We start from the raw sequence: 15,849 nt of genomic DNA, 5'->3' as shown, positions 1-15,849 counted from the left end.
GTGGCCCTTCACGATCTGGACTGCCCCTGGAGGCCCGGAGATCTGGCCCAGCGAAAAGGGCGGATCGAGCGCCAGGGCAACCAGAACCCGCTGGTCCATGTTTACCGCTATGTGACCGAGGGGACCTTCGACGCATACCTCTGGCAGACGGTGGAGAACAAGCAGAAATTCATCTCCCAGATCATGACCTCAAAATCCCCTGTCCGCAGCTGTGACGATGTGGACGAAACCGCCCTGTCCTTTGCGGAGATCAAGGCCCTATGCGCCGGGGACCCCCGTATCAAGGAGCGTATGGATTTGGATGTGGAGGTATCCCGCTTAAAGCTGATGAAGGCCGACCACCAGAGCAAGCAGTACCGGCTGGAAGATCAGCTGTTAAAGCACTTCCCGGAGGAAATCGAGAAACACAAAGGCTTTATCCAGGGCTTGGAAACGGATATGGAAACCCTGGCGGCACACCCCCACCCAATAGATGGATTTACCGGCATGGAAGTCCGGGGCGATACGCTCACCGACAAAGAGAACGCCGGAGCCGCCCTTTTGGACACCTGCAAGGAGGTTAAAGGCTCCGAGCCGGTGCAGGTCGGCAGCTACCGGGGATTTGCTATGTTTGTAACCTTTGACGCTTTTCAGAAGGAATATATGCTCCAACTGAAAGGCAGGATGACCCACCGTACCGCCCTGGGTGCGGACCCGCGCGGCAACCTGACCCGTATTGACAACGCGCTTTCCCAGATGCCCCAGCGGTTGGAAAGCGTCAAAATCCAGCTGGATAACCTTTACCAGCAGCAGTCCGCCGCGAAGGAGGAAGTGGGCAAAGCCTTCCCCTATGAGGAGGAATTGCGGGTCAAGAACGCCCGTCTGGTGGAGCTGGATATGGAGCTGAACATGGACAGCAAGGGGCAGTCCCGTCCAGAAGCGGCGATTGCCAAGCGCGAAAGACCCTCGGTGCTGGAAGGGCTGAAACGCCCCATCCCGCCCCGCAGCATGGAAAAGAAACCCAAACAACAGGAACAGGAGGCAAGATAATATGAACAGCAACGAAAAGAATACGGCCCTTTATGAGAAGATGGCCGCTGAACAGGATACCTTCCGGGATTGGCTGAAAAGCCAGTCCCCGGAGGAGGTCTTAAACCATGCCTATGAGTACACCGTCCGGGAGGACATTGTGCTGGCGATGGAGGAACTGGAACTCTCCGATAACCAGGCACAGGCGCTTCTGGATTCCCCCTCCCCGCTGGCTGATGTGTACCGCCATTTTGAAAAGCTGGAAACCGGCTATATGGATGTGATACGGGAAAGCATTGAGGAACGGGCGAATGAGATGCACAGGGCCAAAGAAGAACAGAGAGCCGCCCCGGTCTATCCCCACTCCGCCGCCTATGCGTCCGAGCATGGGGAGATGGCACAGTACCGCGCCTCCCTGCAAGTCAGTCTTGCCTGCAAAGAAGCCATTGAGCAGGCCATTAACGCCCACTATGGGGATAACCGCCTGAATACCGAGGCCGCTGTCAAAGAAGTGCTGGAACAGTTCGGGCCGGAGCGTGTGCAGGTTATCCTTGCCAATACGGTGCTGAAAAAGGAGCATGACGGGCGTATCTCCCGCGATAACAAAGCCTGGGCGAAAACAATCCCCATGCCGGAGGATGGCGGCGATCCCCGCCACAGTTATGCCCTGGTGGTGGATAAGGTCAACCCCGGTCTGACCGACCTGTTTTTGAAGCAGGCGCGGAAAGTCCTTCAAGCCCCGGAGAAAGGCTCCGTCCTGGAAAAACTCAAACAGGAGCCGCCGGAACGCAGACCCGCCGCCCCTAAGAAACGGGAACCGGAACGATGAGCGCGGCAAAGCGGAAACGGGAGGTGCAGGTGAATTTCCGGGTTTCCCCGGAGGAGCTGGCCCTGATTGAGCAGAAAATGGCCCAGCTTGGAACCGTCAACCGGGAAGCCTATCTGCGGAAAATGGCGCTGGACGGGTATGTGGTAAAGCTGGATTTGCCGGAACTGAAGGAGCTGGTGTCCCTGATGCGCTATTCCAGCAACAACTTAAACCAGCTGACCCGTAAAGTGCATGAAACCGGGCGGGTTTATGACGCTGATTTGGAAGATATATCCCAGCGGCAGGAACAGCTTTGGGAGGGTGTGCAGAAGATACTGGCCCAGCTTTCCAAGCTCTCCTGACCGGATAGTTTGCTCCATCTGCGGAGGGAGGAACGGCGTTCTTCGCCGCGCCTTCCTCCGCTTTTTCTTTTTGCCGCTATTTACTTTCGTGCTACAATCATGTATAATAGTAGCACGAAAGGAAGTGAGGGCATGACACAGTTTGAACAGCTGGACACGATTTTAGAGGGACAACACGGTATGCTCCAAACATCAGAGGTGGTGAAACGGGGAATTCCAAAATCCGTTTTTTACAACTATGTGAAGGAAAAAGAATTGGAACAGGCGGCACATGGGGTTTATGTATCGCCGGATGCCTGGGTCGATGGGATGTACCTGCTCCATTTACGATGCAGCCAGGGGATTTTTTCTCATGAAACGGCGCTGTTTTTCCATGATCTGACCGACCGGGAGCCTTCCCCCTATTCCATTACCGTCAGACGGGGATACAGCACGACCAGATTGAAAGCGGACGGGATTTTGGTCTACACCATAAAACCGGAGCTGCATGACGTCGGAAAGAGTACGGCTCGAACCCCTTTCGGGCATACGGTTCCGGCTTATGATATGGAGCGAACCATCTGCGACCTGCTTCGCTGCCGGAGCAGTATGGAGATGCAGACATTTCAAGGGGCGCTCAAAATGTACGCCCGCAGGAAAGAGAAAAACCTGCGGAGGCTGATGCAGTATGCAGGGCTGTTCCGGGTTGAAAAAATTTTGCGGCAGTATTTGGAGGTGCTATTATGATAAAGACAGCAAGGCAGCTGAAAGATTTGATCCGCAATCTCGCAAAGGAGAAATCGGCGGACGCACAGATTTTGATGCGGAACTATATGATGGAGCGTTTCCTGGAACGTATTTCCCTTTCTGAATATCGGGATAACTTTATTTTGAAAGGCGGGATGCTGGTTGCCGCAATGGTAGGGTTGGATGCCCGGTCTACAATGGATTTAGACGCAACCGTCAGAGGGGCCAGCGTGAATGTGGAGGACATTGAAAATCTGATGTCCTCCATCATAGCAGTCCCCATTGAGGACGGAGTGGAGTTCCAGGTGAAAAGCATTTCGGAAATCATGGACGAGGCCGAGTATCCGGGGATTCGGGTCAGCATGGCCACTGTTTTTGACGGAGTGGTGACGCCGCTGAAAATTGATATTTCTACCGGGGATGTGATTACGCCAAGGGCAGTCCGGTACAGCTTCCGGCTTATGCTGGAGGAACGCTCCATTGATATTTGGGCGTACAATCTGGAAACCGTACTTGCGGAAAAGCTGGAAACAATGATTGCCCGGACCATAACAAACACCCGCATGAGGGATTTTTATGACCTCTACATTTTGGAACAGCTTCACAGAAAAACGCTGGATTCCGATATTCTCCGCCACGCGCTCCTTGCTACTGCCCGCAAGCGTGGGACGGAGGGGCATTTGAAAGAGGCGAAGGAAGTGTTTTCCGAAGTAGAAAACAGCCATGCGATGCAGGCGCTTTGGTCCGCTTACCGCAGGAAATTTTCCTATGCGGCTGATCTGGAATGGAACACCGTTATGGGGGCGGTCCACCGTTTGTATGCTCTGACAGAGGACAGTGAATCGGAATGAAAAAGCGCGGGCATTACTGCAAAATCTGCGGTGAGTATAAATCAAACGAAAAGTTTTCGGGTAAAATATCTGAAACAATAATGAGGTAAGTTAATGAGGGATGTTAGTGGGGTAAGTTAATGGGGGATGTTCCCCATCAGTTATGAGGGCGTTCTATCCGGTTTATGAAAATGCCAGACACCGTCTGTTAAATTGTCATAGTCCCATTACTGCGGGCTTTTGACGATCTCCAATGAGAACAAGCGCAGCTTTTATGAAAAAGACAGCAAGATATTTGGGGCATTTGTTTTTTGGTGGTTTCGTGGTATAATCGTCCATAGGCAAGGAGGGAGCAAAATTGAATCACGATTTGCAGATTAACCAAAATGCGGCACAGACCTATCATTCTATCCGCAATTCGATTGTTTCTGCGCAGCACCGTTTAAGCGCGGCGGTAAATTCCACTATGGTAATCACCTATTGGGAAATAGGCGAACAAATTTATAAAGCGTGTGGGGAAAATGACCGGGCCGAGTATGGAAAGAAGCTGCTGCAATATTTGTCTGAACAGCTGACTGCTGAATTTGGAAAGGGTTTTAGTGTTCAGGGATTACGCAATATGCGGCAATTTTACTGCACCTTTCCAATTCGCTCCACACTGTGGAGCGAATTGAGCTGGTCCCACTACCGGCTTTTGATGCGTGTGCCAGACGAGCAGGCAAGGACTTTCTATGCGGAAGAATGTGTAAAATCTGCGTGGAGTGTCCGGCAACTGGAACGGCAGATCAACACCATGTACTACCAACGCATTTTAGCGAGTCAGGATAAATCACTTGTAGCAAAAGAAATCCAGTCTACCGAGCCAAAACCGGAATATGAAAAAATTATCAAGGACCCCTATGTGATGGAGTTTTTGCAGATTCAGCCGGACACCCATGTGTATGAGGGCGAATTGGAGCAAGCCCTGATCGACCACCTTCAGCACTTTCTTTTAGAGCTTGGACGCGGTTTTTCATTTGTGGCGCGCCAAAAGCGGTTTACACTGGATGGACAGGACTTTTTCATCGACCTGATTTTTTATAACTATATTCTGAAATGCTTTGTCCTCATAGATTTGAAAATGGGCAAGCTGACCCATCAGGATTTAGGACAAATGCAAATGTATGTGAATTATTATACCCGTGAAATGATGAATGAGGGGGATTCACAGCCGATTGGTATTGTTCTTTGTGCGGACAAAGGAGATTCCATTGTAAAATACACGCTGCCGGAAGATAATCATCAAATATTTGCGTCTAAGTATTTTACTTATTTGCCATCAGAAGAAGAATTGAAACGGGAGCTGAACCTGGACAGCTTTTATAAGCTGGAAGAATAATATGGGAGCCAGTAATAAAGTCTGCCCCGGCTGCGGCAGAAAAATGAAACAGCAGTTTATCGGCTTGCAGCATTGTAAATGCAGCATGAGCTGGAAAAAGGACATCGGATTTTTTGAGCGCACCAGCGATATGGTTTTTGCGTTAGAACGCCGGACCATTGGAAAAAAGGTCAAACAAATTCCGGTAATTCGATATAAAAATGGTGAATAAAAAGAAACAAGCGGTCTGCGTATGCAGGCCGTTTTGTTATGAAGGGAGGATTCCATCATGGCAACCACACGCATCATGCCGCTGCACATTGGCAAAGGCCGCACCGAAAGTCAGGCGGTCAGTGACATTATCGACTATGTATCCAACCCGCAAAAGACAGATAACGGCAGGCTCGTCACCGGCTTTGCGTGTGACAGCCGGGTAGCCGACGCCGAGTTTCTCCTGGCGAAACGGGAGTACATTTCTGCTACCGGACGGGTACGCGGCGCGGACGATGTGCTGGCCTACCATGTCCGGCAGTCCTTTGTCCCCGGCGAGATTACCCCGGAAGAAGCCAACCGGCTGGGCGTGGAGTTTGCCAAACGGTTCACCAAGGGCAATCACGCTTTTGTGGTCTGCACCCATATCGACAAATCCCATATCCATAATCACATCATCTGGAACGCGGTCAATCTGAACTGCGACCGGAAATTCCGAAACTTTTGGGGCAGCACCCGCGCGGTCCGGCAGCTCAATGATACCATCTGCGTTGAGAACGGCTATTCCATTGTAGAGGACCCAAAACCGCATGGAAAAAGCTATAACAAGTGGCTGGGGGACCGGGCAAAGCCCTCCCACCGGGAGCAGCTCCGTATGATGATTGACCAGGCATTGGAACAGAAACCGGCAGACTTTGACGGCCTGTTAAAGCTGCTTGCGGAAATGGGCTGTGAAGTGTCGCGCCGGGGACAGGCAATCCGGCTCAAAGCCCCCGGCTGGAAGAATGTTGCCCGCATGGATGGAAAGCTGGGAAAAGGATACAGTGAAGATGAAATACGGGCGGTACTGGCTGGGAAAAAAGAGCATACCCCAAGGAAGAAAGCGGCTGTTCAATCAGAGCCGCCCAAGGTCAATCTTCTGGTGGATATTCAGGCAAAATTGCAGGCCGGAAAAGGCGCTGGCTACGCGCGCTGGGCAAAGGTATTCAATCTGAAACAGATGGCGCAGACAATGAACTATCTCACCGAGCATGGCCTGCTGGAATACGCAGTCTTGGAAGAAAAAGCGGCTGCTGCTACCACCCGCCACAATGAGCTGTCGGCACAGATCAAGGCGGCGGAAACCCGCATGGCAGAGATAGCCGTACTGCGGACCCACATCATCAATTATGTGAAAACCCGCGAGGTCTATGCGGCCTACCGCAAGGCGGGATATTCCAAGAAATTTTTAGCGGAACATGAAGCGGATATTCTGCTCCACAAGGCGGCAAAGCAGGCATTTGACGATTTGGGTATCAAGAAGCTGCCCACCGTCAAGAGCTTGCAGGCCGAGTACGCAACATTGTTGGAAGGAAAGAAAAAAGACTATGCCGAGTACCGGCGCTCCCGCGAGGAAATGCGGGAACTGCTGGCCGCAAAAGCCAATGTGGACCGGCTGATGGGATACGGGGAGGAACACCAGAATGACCGGGAAAAGGAACAGGGGCAGGACCGTTGACGCACCCGTTTTTTTCGTACTTTCTCACCGCCGCAGGCAGGTGAAAAGCGTTCCGAAGGAACGCGCAGCCACAGAATGAAATTCTGTGTTCAAAAGGGGCTTGGGGAATCCCCAACAAGCAGCGCCAGGAACCGGATGGCTATCCTGGGGCATTGCTTGCCACGTTGTCCCGCACTCTGGGACAACCCACGCACTTTGGAGGCTTGGGGTATTTATCAGATACTGCCAGCTTCCCACACACTCCACGCAATGATACTTTGACGTTAGAAAAACGGTGTGCTATAATACCCCTTGTATGAAAAGGGGGAATGCCTATGTACCGGGTTGCCATCTGCGATGATGAACCACACGCCGCAGAGCAGAATGAAGCCATGCTCTGCCAAATCCTGGAGGACAGGGGTCTGAAACGCGATATTGATTATTCCGTCCATTGTTTTTCCTCCCCTGTGCCTTTGCTTGCACAGATGGAAAAACAGCCATCCGCTTTTCACCTGCTCCTGCTGGACATTAAACTGGAAAATGACAATGGACTTTCCCTTGCCGCGCATCTGCGGGAAATAGACGCGGACTGCTCTATTATCTATATCACTGCTTACCGGGATTATGTTTTCGACTGCTTTGACACCCGCCCGCTCCACTACCTGCTCAAACCGGTAGACCAGGAAAGGCTGGCAAGGGTAATCGGGCGGGACTTGGAGGAAAATTACCACCCGGAACAGATCAAGCTCATGGCGGATGGCTGCTGGCAGACAGTGGATGCCCGGAACATCCTCTATGCAGAAGCCGCCAGCCATAAATCCGCCGTCCACCTGCAAGGGGGAAAGGTTTTATACATCAACCAGAATTTTTCCGACCTGCTTCCACGCCTGAATGGGAAACGGTTCTGCCGCATCCATTTCAGCATCCTTGTGAACCTGGAACACGTTTACCGTCTGACGGACAGCGCCCTCACGCTGGATGACGGCAGGGAGCTTCCCGTCAGCCGCTCCCGGCAGAAAGAAGTCAAAAGACAGTATATCGCTTTCATCAAATAAGAAACCAGCCCTTACCGGTTTTGCAAAAGGGCTGGTTTCTTATTTTTATCCCATGATCCGGTTTTACAAAAGCCCCGTCATTCTTCCGGCATCTGCAAAGCTGTGGCGGCAGAAAACATTCCAGAAGGAAATTCCAGCAGCAGCTCGCTCTGATATTTCTGTGCCACGGCCTGCACTGCTTTCAGGCCATAACCGTGAACCGTCCTGTCTGCCTTTGTCGTGCGGCACAGGCCGGTTTTTTCATCATATTTTACCGGGCCGAACCGTGGATTCTCCACGCCGATGTATAAATGCGCTCCCCGGATGTGTATGCTGACCCGGAGCCATTTTTCCGCCCCTGCGGGTGCAAGGGCGTTGGCATCCAGGGCATTTTGCAGCAGGTTCATCAAAACAGTGCAAAGCTCTGTATCTGGAAACGGCAGCGTTTCCGGCGCGCTCACCTCATGCTCCACTTTAATCCCCTGCTTCTGTGCGCGGGCCAGGATCGTGGTCAGGACTGCGTTGATGGCCGGATGTGCAACGTATACCATAGCAGGAACCGCCTCCACATCCGACAGCAGGCCGTCCAGATATGTTTCCAGCCTGTCCCATGCCCCAGCCTGGGACAGTTTCTGCATGACGGTGTAATGATTTACAGTTTCATGCCGCATCCTGCGGAGTGATTCATCGCTCTCCTGAACCACCGCAAGCTGTTCCTGGGCCATGCTTTCCCGCGCGGCCAGCACCTGCATCTGTGTTTCCCGCGCCGCCAAAAAGCGAAGCTGGGACAGTACGCTCACCAGAAAACAAAGCAATAACACAAAGGCGCTCCACCAGTACAGCGGGAGGTCTGGCTGATGCCAGGTGATTTCTGAAACGAGCCACTGCATATAGGGCAGCAGCCCGCCGCCGCACAGCCCCGACAGCAGGCTCGCCGCACCGATTCCGGCGGCGGATAACAAAAGCCCCGGCAGGAACAGGCGGAATACCTGGTTTTCATCCCGGTATTCCAGTACGGCGCACACCACAAGCGCCGCCACAGTCAGATAAAACACTTCCCCCATCCGGGAGCCGACCATGGAGAACGCAGGAACCACCGTCTGAAACCCCGCGACTACAAAATAAGCCAGCCCCGGCAGAATGGCAAAAGGCAGGAACAGCTTCCGCCATTTTTTCATATGCAGCAGCAGAAAGAGCGGCGGGAGGGCGAACAGTGCCGCCCTGGACAGGCAAAGCCACAGCCCATAAATTTCCGGGGGAAGGATATACCCGCCCCGGCTTTGTGCATGGAAATAAAATGCCTGGGTCAGCGCCGCAAAACCAAGCAGCAGAACCGACCAGTCACAGTGTCCCTCTGTCAGCCCAAAGAAAAACAGCCCAAGGACAAGCAGCGACACCACGGCAAAAACGGCTGCCGGGAGTGTGCTTTTCGCCGTATAAGCCCGCTCAGTTTCTCTCGTTACGCCGCTGTCCGTAAGGAACAAAAGCGGGAGCGGCTCCTCTGCTTCCTTTGCTGTTTCCAATGTCACCGTTTTTCCCGCACAGTCATTCGGCAGCATAAAGACGGCATTGCCCAGCGTTTTCCCGTCCCATGCCTCCATACGGCCTAACATCTCCCCGTCTAAAAACACTTCCGCTTCACCCGTGTGCCTGACTTCCAGCATCGGACGCCACTGGCTCTCCCATTCGGGAAGCGTCACCGCCAGCGTCAGCGCGCCGCCATATTCATAGCCTGCCTCCAGCGTCATCTCGCCGCCATTGACGCTTGCTTCCAGCATGAGCTGTTCCCGGCGTGGAGTAACCTCTGATGCCAAAAGCCCTGTCATTGCCAGCGCACAGATTAGAAATACCGCCCCTGCCAGCCATCGGGGAATTGCCCTTTTCCTTTTCCAAAGCAGCATATTTCCTACCTCCTGCAAATTCTCTGCTATTAGCGTAAAGGGTTAAGCGGCCAGTGTCAAGAACAGAAAACTGCAAAGTAGGTAAAAAAATTGCAAAGTAGGAAAGCCCCCTTGTTATCCGAATCCAATTTTTTGTATGATGTGCAATAGAGAAGTTTGTGAACCATACATTTTTCAAAATATCAGGAGGGCATTTTATGAGAAACAAGTTAAGGAGGCCGTTGGCGTTCCTGCTGTCTGCGGTGATGATTGTCACCATGTCAGGAACTCCGGTTCATGCGGTGGCAGACAGAGGACAGCCGGAAACCGGGCTGTGCGAACACCACACCGCGCATACGGACGATTGCGGCTATACGGAAGAAACGCCGGGAACGCCATGCGGCCACGAACACACAGAAGATTGCTATATTGAAGTGACCGAGTGCGTCCACGAGCATACGCCGGAATGTTACCCAGAGGAAACAGAGGACAGCGTATCGGACAACGAGGCTACCCCGGCAAACGCAGAGGAACGGGAGCCGGAAAACTGCCCCCATATCTGCGATGGGGAAAGCGGCTGTATTACGGAAAAATTAGACTGCCGGCATGAGCATGACAGCGAGTGCGGCTACACCGAAAGTACGCCGGGAACACCATGCACCTATGTGTGTGAAATCTGCAATCCGCAGGACAGCGGCGAAGCCGACGAGGAACCGGAAACAGGAATCATCAAACAAGAGCAATGCTCTTGTTTGACCCTCTGTACAGAGGGTCAAATCAATCCTGACTGCCCGGTCTGCGGCGCAGAGGATGCCGGCCTGTCGGACTGCAAAGGGAAAGCTGAAAAAGAAGATACAAAACAGCCGGAAGATACCGGCATCTGCAAGCATCATCAGGAACATGACGATGCCTGCGGCTACCAGCCGGAATCGGAGGACAGTGAAGGAAGTCCGTGTACTTATGAGTGCCGTATCTGCCCCATCGAGGACTTGATCGCCGCCCTGCCGGAGCAGGTGACGGAGGATAACGCGGACGATGTGCGGGCACAGCTTGACCATATCCTCGACCTTTACCGGGAACTGGACGAGGACGAACAGGGGCAGATTGATCTGTCCCGTGTTACCGAGCTGCAAGGGGCGCTGGACGGGGCCAACGACCCTGCCCCAATAACGGAATCTGTCGAGTATCAAGAGGCGTCCTGGGACGGCAGCCAAGTGACCTATGAGAGCAAGACCGAAACCTGTACCCTCGTTGAAAACAGCGCCGAGGCGGTCACATGGACTACGGGCTGGTACGCGGTCAGCGGCACCGTCACCATTGACCAGCCCATCACCGTCACCGACGCGGTGAACCTGATCCTGACGGACGGCTGTACCCTCACAGCGGCAAAGGGCATTGTGGTGACGGACGGCAACAGCCTGACCATCTACGCCCAGTCCGAAAATGGCGGCACGCTGAACGCCACCGGCATGACTGACGATAGCGGTAATGCCAGCGCGGGCATCGGCGGCAGCACCTCCTCCGTTGACAGCGGCACGATCACCATTCATGGCGGCGTGATCAACGCCACCGGCGGCGGTCAGTCCGGATACTACGGCGGCGCGGGTATTGGCGGCGGCACCTCCAAATCTGCGAACGGCGGCAACAGCGGCACGATCATCATTTATGGCGGCACGGTCACCGCCAACAGCGGCGCAGGGAACGCCACTGGCGCGGGCATTGGCGGCGGTGCCGGCGATAATGTCGGCGGTGCCGGCAGCAATATCACCATCTATGGCGGCAATGTGACAGCAGAAGCTCATGGTACTTTACTCAGTGGTTCTGGTGCGGGCATCGGCGGCGGTTTCGGCTCCAATGACGGAGGCGCCGGCAGCAATATCCAAATTCACGGCGGCACGGTACACGCCACAGGTGGCAATTTGGGTGCGGGCATTGGAGGCGGCGGTGGCAGCGAGAGTGGCGATGGCACCGTCACCATCAGCGGCGGCACAGTGACCGCTGTTGGAGGAAACTATGCCGCAGGCATTGGCGGCGGCGGCGGGTATAGTTTCCAATATGCCAGTGTTACCGGCGGCACCGGCAGCGTTACCATTACCGGCGGCATTGTGGACGCTTCCAGCCCCACAGATGTCGCTTGGGAAGGTTATGAGGGCGCTCCCATCGGCAACGGCGGGAACACAACCGCAGCGGCGACCGTCAACAAAACCACCGCCATCGTGTTTGAGAACGGCGTGGGGACTGTCTGCGGCGATGTGACTTTTGACGGGAGCTACGCTGTCCCCGCGGGCTACTCCCTGCATATCCCCGCCGGGGCCAGCCTGTCCGGGAGCGGCACCCTCTCCGGCGGCGGGGCGTTTACCACCGAAAATCTGACGGCGGATATGATCTCTGTCCCCACCAATCTCTATTATGACGGGAAGGATAGGACGGAGTATCTGACAACCGAGCTGTCCGGCGAGCTGGACAAAGGCATTACGATTTGCGGCCAGACCTTTACGGTCAGCGGCTGGACGGTGGCGGTCAGCAGGACAGACGATTTGCACTATACTGCTACTTTTGAGAATACTGACAACTCAACCACTTTCCAGAAAACCATCACGCTCCAGCAGTCCGGCACGACGCTTGACGGCGCTGTGAAAACCTACAACGGCGACACGCAGACTACTACTTTCACCGCCAGCGACACCATCACCGTCAAGGCCACGCCCACCGCAACCGGGCAGGCTCCGGCCAACTCCGCTATGTTTGCGGCCAGCTTCACCGGGCCGGGCGCGGGCCAGATGGCGGTGTTTGTGGGTGATACGCAGGTGTCCGCTCCCGCAGACAAAGGTGCGGACGGCACCTACACCATGACCGTCAGCGCCGCCGATGTGCTGGTTGCGGCAGGAGGCCCAGGTACGGGAATCACCCTGACGGCGAAATTCGTTGGGAATGACAATATGGCGGACGGCACAGGGACGGCAACGGTCAACATCACCGCCGCGGCGAGGGTAGAAAAGGACAGCACCACCTCTTATGTGGACAAAAACGGTTTAAATACTGTGTTCGCTTATAATAGCGGCTATGAGGACGCAACGGTTACGTTGCTGGACGATTTGACGAATACGGACTACGCAAATCGTCCCAAGATCGACATCCGTTGCACCCTGAACCTGAATGGGCATACCCTCCGTTCAGATCTTTCCAGCGTTCCGACGCTCGAAGTCAGCGCTAACGGAAATGTGACCATTGCGGGAAGCGGAGAAATTGTTTCAAACTCAGACGCAGCCCTTTACGTGGTGGGGACGGCAGTTCTGGAAGGAGGAACCTTTTGCAGCGGTGGTACCTATCATGGCGCTGTGGAGGTCTTAAGCAGCTTAAGCGGCAATTTGTCCGTTACCGGTGAAAATGTAGTCATGGAGAACACAGGCAGCGGCTACGGTCTGTTAATCTATTCTTTAAAGTCAGTCAAGCTCTCCGCCGGGAAATATTCCGGGGCGGCGGGGGCGATCTCGGTTTCCACCGATGCTTTCACCCTCAGCAGTCTGCTGAACCAGGAGGGCACCTCCCGAGTCGCCTATTATAAGGATAACACAACACTGGTCACAGAGGGGCTGGACGGGCAAGCCCTGCCCGGCGGCAGTTACACGGTCAAGGCGTGTAACCACACCGGCGAGGGCGTCTGCGAGTACACGCCGAATGAAGGCGCGGAAACCCACGCCATGACCTGTCTGGCCTGCGGGTATGCGGGAGCTGCGGAGGACTGTCAGTACACCTATACGCCCGACAGCGGCGGGGAGCATCACATCACTGCTTGTCAGTTCTGCGGCAGGGCCAAAACAGAGGCGCATACCTACGGCTCGTGGACGCCGGAACATAATGAGAACGCTGTTACCATCCGGCGCAGCTGTGAAAACTGCGGCTATACGAAAACGGATGGTACGTTCACAGCGCCGGCCCACGGCCAAACTATGCAATATGGAAAGCCCATCACACTTACCTGTTCCTCCACCCTGCCGGGGGCAACTTTTAGCTGGTCCCTTATTGGAAGCACTGCCGAGGGGACGGGAGCCAGCTTTACCCTGCCGGAGACGCTGGCAGTTGGGAGTTACTTGTATCACGTTACCGTGAAATGGCCTGGCTCGGAAAGCAATATCTGTACTGAAATGGACATCTTCGAGGTCACTCCCGCCCCGCTGACCGCCACCGGAGCAACGGCGGAGGGCAGGGCTTATGACGGAACCAATTCGGTGGAGATCACCGGCGTGACGCTGGCCGGAATTTTGAACGGCGATGATGTATCCGTTGATACCACCGGCCTGACCGGAACCCTGAACGGCTCCAACGCGGGAACCTATACCAACCTCACCCTGCCCGCAATGACCCTCACCGGCGCGGACGCGGAGAATTACACTGTGACCCGGCCCGCAGGAGCGGTCCCGGCCAGCGTGACCATCCGCAAAGCTGCGCCCCTCACCCCCAAGACCGGCGATCTGGCGGTTGCCAATAAGCAGGCGCATACCTACACCTACGGCCTGGGCGCTCTGCGGCCCGATGTGCCGGAGGGCATGAGCCTGGGCAGCACCGCCGTCACCTACGAGCTTGGTCCGGTCAATCTGGGCAGCTACTACGACATCGGCGCAATGATTGACGGCCAGACCCTCACCCTGCCCATTAAGGCGGTGGAGAGCGACAGCGAAACTAAAATCGGAACCATCACCGTCACCATCCATACCCAAAACTTCGAGGATATGACCGCCACCATCGACGTGCGGAGCGTCAACAAGCAGTCCGTGGACATTTCCGGCGTGACACTGACCGGGCGTACCTATAATGGCAGTCCTATTGAATACCAGCAGACCGCCACCGCCTCTGTGGACGGCAAGACGGTAAACGTAAATGGCTTTGTCTACACCTGGGATACCCCGAACCATGCGGCCCCGGTCAATGCCGGGAACTACACCCTTACCGTTTCCGTGGACCCGGAGGATCGGAACTACACTGGCAGCACAACGATTCCCGTTGTGATTGAACAGGCGGAAATCAGAGTTACCGCCCCAAGCAAAACGATTTATGTGGGGGAAACTGCCCCCGTATTCTCTGCGGCAGACTGTAACATCACGGGCCTTGTTCAAGGTGAAAACCTGAAAACCCCGCCAACCGTAGCCTATGCCGAAGCCCCGGATACCTCCAAAACCGGCTCTGTGACGGTCACGGCCAGCGGAGCGGAAGTCCCGGAGGGCGGTAATTACAAAGACAGAATCGTCTATGAGAACGGAACCCTGACAATTACCAGTAAACCCCTGCCGCCTGCTAAATACACCGTAACAATGCAGGCCGGTAAAGGTGGCACAGCTTCCGCTTCTCCGACATCAGCGGAGAAAGGAACAAAAATCACCCTGAACGCCACACCGGACGGCGGCTATCACTTCAAGGAATGGCAAGTCATTTCCGGCGGCGTGACAATCAGTAATAACAGCTTTACCATGCCCGCCGCAAATGTGACTGTCAAAGCGGTATTTGAAAGGAACAGCAACGGCGGCGGAAACTCTGGCGGTTCAGGTGGCGGGGGAGGTTCCTCATCCGGCGGCGGTTCTTCCAGCGGCGACAATGGTTCCTCCGGCGGCGGCTCCACGATTGTAGCGCGTCCCGACGAAACCAAGCCGGACACTCCTACCACCAGCCAGACCAAACCGGCAACACCGGATAAAAACGGGAATGTGGCGGTGGATAACGGCACTGTCCAGTCTGCCATCAACGCGGCAAAGAACGACGCCAAAAAGAACGGCAATACCGCAAACGGCGTGGCGGTTGTCATTCCTGTCACGCCAAAAGAAGGACAGAACTCTTTTAACGTAACTATTAACGCCCAAACCCTGAACACCCTCGTCCGCGAAAAGGTGAAGCGGCTGGAAATCAACATTGAGGGCGTGGTTGTTGGAGGAATGGACACAAAACTGCTGAAATGGCTGGATACCCTGTCGGCAAACGGGGACGTTATTTTCCGGGTAAAGAAAACAGACCCGTCCGGTTTATCCAAAGAAGCCAAAGCTGCCATCGGCACAAGGCCGGTCTATGACCTGTCGCTGGTGTATCTCGCCGGTGGAAAGGAAACGCCGATTACCGATTTTGACGGCCACACCATCGCTGTCCGTCTGCCTTATGCTCCGGCAAAGGA

10 protein-coding genes and 1 pseudogene are annotated in these 15,849 nt (G+C 54.7%); 10 read left to right on the top strand and 1 reads right to left on the bottom strand.

All coding sequences use genetic code 11. The features are described from left to right. The 9 genes and pseudogenes from C814_RS21025 to C814_RS20985 form a co-directional block, all read left to right on the top strand. Window positions 1-1,029 (top strand): annotated as a pseudogene (locus C814_RS21025) (helicase SNF2); the annotation flags it as partial. A 1-nt stretch (window position 1,030) separates the two neighbouring features. Next, window positions 1,031-1,837: a DUF3848 domain-containing protein gene (locus C814_RS21020; protein ID WP_016317474.1), complete on the top strand. Its 807-nt coding sequence runs from the start codon at window positions 1,031-1,033 to the stop codon at window positions 1,835-1,837. Further along, window positions 1,834-2,178, top strand: a complete 345-nt coding sequence (mobC, locus tag C814_RS21015) for a plasmid mobilization protein (RefSeq protein ID WP_004060465.1) — start codon at window positions 1,834-1,836, stop codon at window positions 2,176-2,178. Before C814_RS21020 ends, mobC begins: the two co-directional genes overlap by 4 nt. Before the next feature lie 132 nt (window positions 2,179-2,310). Continuing rightward, window positions 2,311-2,904, top strand: a complete 594-nt coding sequence (locus C814_RS21010; protein WP_004060463.1) for a type IV toxin-antitoxin system AbiEi family antitoxin domain-containing protein — start codon at window positions 2,311-2,313, stop codon at window positions 2,902-2,904. Then, entirely contained in the window at window positions 2,901-3,755 is an 855-nt protein-coding gene (locus tag C814_RS21005; protein ID WP_016317473.1) for a nucleotidyl transferase AbiEii/AbiGii toxin family protein, read from the top strand. Before C814_RS21010 ends, C814_RS21005 begins: the two co-directional genes overlap by 4 nt. 337 nt (window positions 3,756-4,092) lie before the next feature. After that, complete coding sequence (locus tag C814_RS21000) at window positions 4,093-5,112, top strand: PDDEXK nuclease domain-containing protein (protein ID WP_016222283.1); 1,020 nt, start codon at window positions 4,093-4,095, stop codon at window positions 5,110-5,112. A gap of 1 nt (window position 5,113) precedes the next feature. Next, a complete protein-coding gene (locus tag C814_RS20995) occupies window positions 5,114-5,323 on the top strand; it encodes a hypothetical protein (protein ID WP_016222284.1) in 210 nt (69 codons plus the stop codon). A 57-nt stretch (window positions 5,324-5,380) separates the two neighbouring features. Continuing rightward, window positions 5,381-6,799 carry a relaxase/mobilization nuclease domain-containing protein gene (locus C814_RS20990; protein WP_016317472.1) on the top strand — a complete coding sequence of 473 codons (1,419 nt, stop codon included), beginning with the start codon at window positions 5,381-5,383 and terminating at the stop codon, window positions 6,797-6,799. A gap of 314 nt (window positions 6,800-7,113) precedes the next feature. Beyond that, window positions 7,114-7,833: a LytR/AlgR family response regulator transcription factor gene (locus C814_RS20985; RefSeq protein ID WP_016317471.1), complete on the top strand. Its 720-nt coding sequence runs from the start codon at window positions 7,114-7,116 to the stop codon at window positions 7,831-7,833. 77 nt (window positions 7,834-7,910) lie between these two features. Here C814_RS20985 and C814_RS20980 read toward each other — a convergent pair whose 3' ends face one another. Further along, window positions 7,911-9,713 (bottom strand): sensor histidine kinase, encoded by a 1,803-nt coding sequence (locus C814_RS20980; protein ID WP_016317470.1) that lies wholly within the window; start codon window positions 9,711-9,713, stop codon window positions 7,911-7,913. 197 nt (window positions 9,714-9,910) lie between these two features. On the opposite strand from C814_RS20980, the gene C814_RS24735 reads away from it, so the two are divergent. After that, on the top strand, window positions 9,911-15,849 hold a 5,939-nt coding region (locus C814_RS24735), incomplete at its 3' end, for an InlB B-repeat-containing protein (protein ID WP_016317469.1).

The organism is Anaerotruncus sp. G3(2012), from assembly GCF_000403395.2.
GTDB lineage: Bacteria > Bacillota > Clostridia > Oscillospirales > Ruminococcaceae > Anaerotruncus.
This window is presented reverse-complemented; position numbering and strand designations above follow the sequence as displayed.